5 protein-coding genes are annotated in these 4,503 nt (G+C 70.4%); all 5 read right to left on the reverse strand.

Translation table 11 applies throughout. The features are described 5' to 3' along the window. On the reverse strand, window positions 1-604 hold a 604-nt coding region (locus VIB55_RS17105), incomplete at its 3' end, for a GTP-binding protein (RefSeq protein ID WP_331877882.1). Window positions 605-977: 373 nt separating this feature from the next. Continuing rightward, window positions 978-2,096: an ABC transporter permease gene (locus VIB55_RS17110; RefSeq protein ID WP_331877883.1), complete on the reverse strand. Its 1,119-nt coding sequence runs from the start codon at window positions 2,094-2,096 to the stop codon at window positions 978-980. Then, window positions 2,093-2,842, reverse strand: a complete 750-nt coding sequence (locus VIB55_RS17115) for an ABC transporter ATP-binding protein (RefSeq protein ID WP_331877884.1) — start codon at window positions 2,840-2,842, stop codon at window positions 2,093-2,095. The genes VIB55_RS17110 and VIB55_RS17115 overlap by 4 nt, the downstream gene beginning before the upstream one ends. After that, window positions 2,839-3,801, reverse strand: coding sequence for an HlyD family efflux transporter periplasmic adaptor subunit (locus VIB55_RS17120; RefSeq protein ID WP_331877885.1), 963 nt, complete (start codon window positions 3,799-3,801; stop codon window positions 2,839-2,841). Before VIB55_RS17120 ends, VIB55_RS17115 begins: the two co-directional genes overlap by 4 nt. After that, window positions 3,798-4,445, reverse strand: coding sequence for a TetR/AcrR family transcriptional regulator (locus VIB55_RS17125; protein ID WP_331877886.1), 648 nt, complete (start codon window positions 4,443-4,445; stop codon window positions 3,798-3,800). Before VIB55_RS17125 ends, VIB55_RS17120 begins: the two co-directional genes overlap by 4 nt. Window positions 4,446-4,503 lie beyond the last annotated feature (58 nt).

Raw genomic sequence — 4,503 nt, forward strand, 5'->3', positions numbered from 1 at the left:
AGCTGTCGACCGCGTCCATCAGGGCGGTGATCTTCTGGCCCCACTCGCTGTTCGGGTCGCCCGACTCCAGCGCCTTGAGCCCCGAGCCCGCGATGATGGGAATGTCGTCGCCCGGGAAGTCGTACTCGCTGAGCAGCTCGCAGACTTCCAGCTCCACCAGTTCCAGGAGCTCCGGGTCGTCCACCATGTCGACCTTGTTCAGGAAGACCACGATGTACGGCACGTTCACCTGGCGCGCCAGCAGGATGTGCTCGCGCGTCTGGGGCATGGGGCCGTCGGCCGCCGACACCACCAGGATCGCTCCGTCCATCTGCGCCGCGCCCGTGATCATGTTCTTCACGTAGTCGGCGTGGCCGGGGCAGTCGACGTGCGCGTAGTGGCGCGCCTCGGTCTGGTACTCCACGTGCGCGGTGCTGATCGTGATGCCGCGCGCGCGCTCCTCGGGAGCCTTGTCGATGTTGTCGAAGCTGATGAAGTCGGCGAGCCCCTTGGCCGCCTGGATCCGCGTGATCGCGGCCGTCAGCGTGGTCTTGCCGTGGTCCACGTGCCCGATGGTGCCCACGTTCACGTGCGGCTTGTTGCGCTCGAACTTAGCCTTGGCCATTTCCCTTGTCGGTCCGATCCGGATGGTTGAATCGAGTGGGAGCGCGGCAGCGGGCTGCGCGAAGACTCCCCCGGTTTCGGGCCATCAGTGCCCGAACGCCGAACCGCGAGCCGTCGCGCAACTCCCTCCGCGAAGGCTCGCCAGTTGTCTCCCCCCGCCGTGCGTCCGCGCGACCCAAGGTCGTGCGAATACACTACTCCCGGCAGAAGGCAAGACGAGCAATGTATCGCAGGTGCCGCGGGGAGTCAACCCCCAGCGCCCTCGCCGCCGCTGTTCCCCACCCCACCCCCCACGGGTGGAGCGGACCCAATACTGCCCCGTCCGCCGCCGGCCGCAAGCCCCATTTTTCTCCCGCCACCGCCCGCACGCCGGCTCACTCGATGGTCTTGGAGAAGCGGCCCACGGTGAGGCCCAGGATGAGCACGGCCATCAGGGCGAGCACGGCCCCGTCGCGCCACAGGTGCTCCATCCCCGTTCCCTTCAGCAGCACGCCCCGCAGGATGCGCAGGTAGTAGGTGAGCGGAAGGGCGGCGCTGGCCCCCCGCAGCACGGGGGGCATGGCCTCGCGCGGAAACATGAAGCCGCTGAGCAGGATGTTGGGGAGCAGGAGCATGAAGCTCAGCTGCATCGCCTGCGCCTGCGTGCGCGCCACGGTGGAAACGAAGAGCCCCAGCCCCAGGCTGGCGAAGACGAACAGCAGCGTCAGCGCGTACAGCGTCGGCACACTTCCGCGCACCGGCACGCCGAAGACGAAGCGGCCCAGCAGCAGCACCACCGTCATCTGCACGTAGCCCACGCCGATGAAGGGAAGGATCTTTCCCAGCATCAGGCTGGTCCTGTCGATAGGGGTAACGATCAGCTGCTCCAGCGTCCCCCGCTCGCGCTCCCGCGTGACGGCCAGGCTGGTGACCAGGATCATCGTCATGGAAAGCAGCACGCCGATCAGCCCGGGGACGATGTACACCTCGCTGCGCAGCCCCGGGTTGTACCACGGGCGGACGCGCACCTCCAGCGCGGGCACCCCACCCGCCACCTTGCGCGCCTGCACGGTGCCGGCGAGCGCCGCGCCCGAGATGGCTGCGGACGAGGCCATGGGGTCCGCCGCGTCGACGACCACCTGCGCCTGTGCGCCGTGGCCGCGCCGGAGGTCGCGCGCGAAGCCCGGCGGAACGACGATGCCGGCGCGCGCCCGCCCCGCGTCGAGTTCGCGCTTCATTTCGGTCCGCGTGGCGACGGGGCCCGTCACCCGGAAGTTGCCGGTGTTCTGCATCACCGCCACTAGCGCGCGGCTCTCCGACGTGCGCGATTCGTCGAGCACCACCGTGGGCAGGTTGCGGACGTCGGTGCGGATGGCGAAGCCGAACAGCACCAGTTGCATCGCGGGCATGGCCAGCATCAGCGCCAGCGTAAAGCGGTCGCGCCGCATCTGCACGAATTCCTTCCACAGCATGGGCCAGAGCGGCCAGCGGCGAAGCCGGTCCATGGCGCTCATACCACCACCCCCTCGTCGCGGCGCTGCAGCTCGATGAACACGTCCTCGATGCTGGGCTGGCCGAACTGCGCCGTGATCTCCGGGGGCGTACCCAGGGCGATCAGGTGGCTGCGCGAAAGGAAGGCGATGCGGTGGCACTGCTCCGCCTCGTCCATGTAGTGGGTGGTGACCAGGATGGTGGTCCCCGCCGCGGCAAGCTGGTGGATGAGCTGCCAGAACCGGCGCCGCGCGGCGGGATCCACCCCGGCCGTGGGCTCGTCTAGGAACAGCATGCGCGGGCGATGGGCGGTGGCGCAGGCCAGGGCCACGCGCTGCTTCCATCCGCCGCTCAGGGTGCCCGTCAGCTGGCGGGCGCGGGGCTCCAGCTCCAGCTCCGACAGCAGCTGCGCCGTCCTGCGCTCGCGCTCGCGCCCCGCCAGCCCGTAGACGGAGGCGTAGAAACGGAGGTTTTCGGCCACGCTCATGTCGTCATAAAGGCCGAATTTCTGGGACATGTAGCCGATGGAGCGGCGCACCTGTTCCGGCTCGCGCGCCACGTCGTGGCCTACGACCATCGCGGTTCCCGACGTGGGCTGCATCAGCCCGCAGAGCATGCGGATGGTGGTCGTCTTTCCCGAGCCGTTGGGCCCCAGCAGGCCGAACACCTCGCCCCGGGCGATCTCCATGTCCAGCGAGTGGACCGCCACCGCCTTTCCGAACACCTTGCGCAGGGCGACGGCGCGGACCGCGGCTTCGTCCGCGCTCATGGCCGCTTCTCCGCAATGGGAAGGGCGACGGTCAGGGGAAGGCCGGCCTTGAGCATTCCCGTTCCGTCGTCGAACTCCACGCGCACGCCGAAGAGCAGGTCCTCGCGCTCATCTTCCGTGAGTGCCACGCGTGGCGTGAACTCCGCGCGGGGGTTGATGGAGGCGATCCGGCCGCGGAACGTTGGGTCCGGGTGCCCGTCCAGCGTGGCGGTGACCGTCTGCCCCGTCCGCAGCAGGGGCAGCGTGGCCGCGCCGACGTACACGCGCGTCCACGGCCGGCGCGGATCGCCAACGGTGAGCGCGGGCTGCCCGGCCCCCAGCACCTCGCCCGGCTCGGCGATGCGGGTGATGACGACGCCGTCCGCCGGGGCCACCAGCGTCAGCTCGCCCGCGGTGCGGCGCGCAGCCTGGAGCGCGGCTTCCGCACCGGTGACTTCGGCGCGCGCGGCTTGCACCTGCTCGCTTCGCGCCCCGTCGCGCAGCACGCGGACGGACTCGCGGGCGGCGTCGCGCTGCGCGGCGGCGAGCGAGGCGGCGGCGCGCGCGTTGTCCAGGGCCTGGCGGCTGATGGCTCCCGCTTCCTCGAGCGCCCGGATGCGCTGAAGCTCGCGGGCCGCGCGGTCGGCCTCGGCCTGGCGGGCGCGCAGCTCGGCCTGTGCGCGGGCGATCTCCGCGGCGCGCGGGCCGGCCTGCAGGTCGCGGAGCCGCGCCTGGGCAAACGAGACGCGCGCCTCCGTCTGCGGCACCTGCGACTCGGTGGCGGCCTGCTCCAGCACGGCGAGCACCTGCCCCGCGCGCACCGCGTCGCCCTCGCGGACGCGCATCTCCACCACGCGGGCGGGCTGCATGGGCGCGAGGTCCACTTCCACCATCTCCAGGGTGCCCGTGGCGCCGGCGCCCCTCTCGTCTCCACCGCAGGCGGCGAGGACGATCATTGCCATCATGGCAAATGTTTTCATCGTTTCTCTCCAGGTCGGGGCGCCGTGAGCGCCGCCAGGGCGAACTCGGCGGCGTGGCGTCCGTAGGCTTCCATCTGCTCGGGGCTGGGCCCGCCCTCGGTGCCCAGCAGGATGGCCACGGCGGGACGGGCGACGTGGAACCACGGGATGAGCGACACGGTCGAGACGGCGGCGAACCGCGCGTCCATGTCGGCCCGGAAGATCCCCGCGCGCTGCCCTTCCTCGATCATGGCGCAGAGCCGGGCGAACACGGTCACCGCCAGCTGGGTGATGCCCTCCTGAGCGTGGGCGGCACCGGAATCGGCCAGCTCGCGCGACAACAGCCGCGGGATACTGGGGTGCGCGCGCATCACCTCGGACTGCAGGGCGATGACAACGCGGACCGCCTCGTCGGGGGTGCGCGCAGCGGCCAGCCGGTCCGTTCCGGTGGACGCGATGCGGCTGAACAGCCGGGTCAGCAGCTCGCGGTACAGCGCTTCCTTGTTGCCGAAGTAGTAATACAGCAGCGCGGGATTCACCCCCGCCGCGGCGCCGATCTGCTTGATGGTGGTCCCCGGAAATCCCTGCCGCGCGAACAGCTCTTCCGCCGCATCCAGAATTGCATCCCGCGCGGGGCCGTCGCGCCCCGCAGCTTCATCCGTCATCAGATGAACGCCATTGTTGTGGGTTCCACGTCCGTATCGCACGTATTAATTAATCGAT

The organism is Longimicrobium sp., from assembly GCF_036554565.1.
Classification (GTDB): Bacteria; Gemmatimonadota; Gemmatimonadetes; order Longimicrobiales; family Longimicrobiaceae; genus Longimicrobium.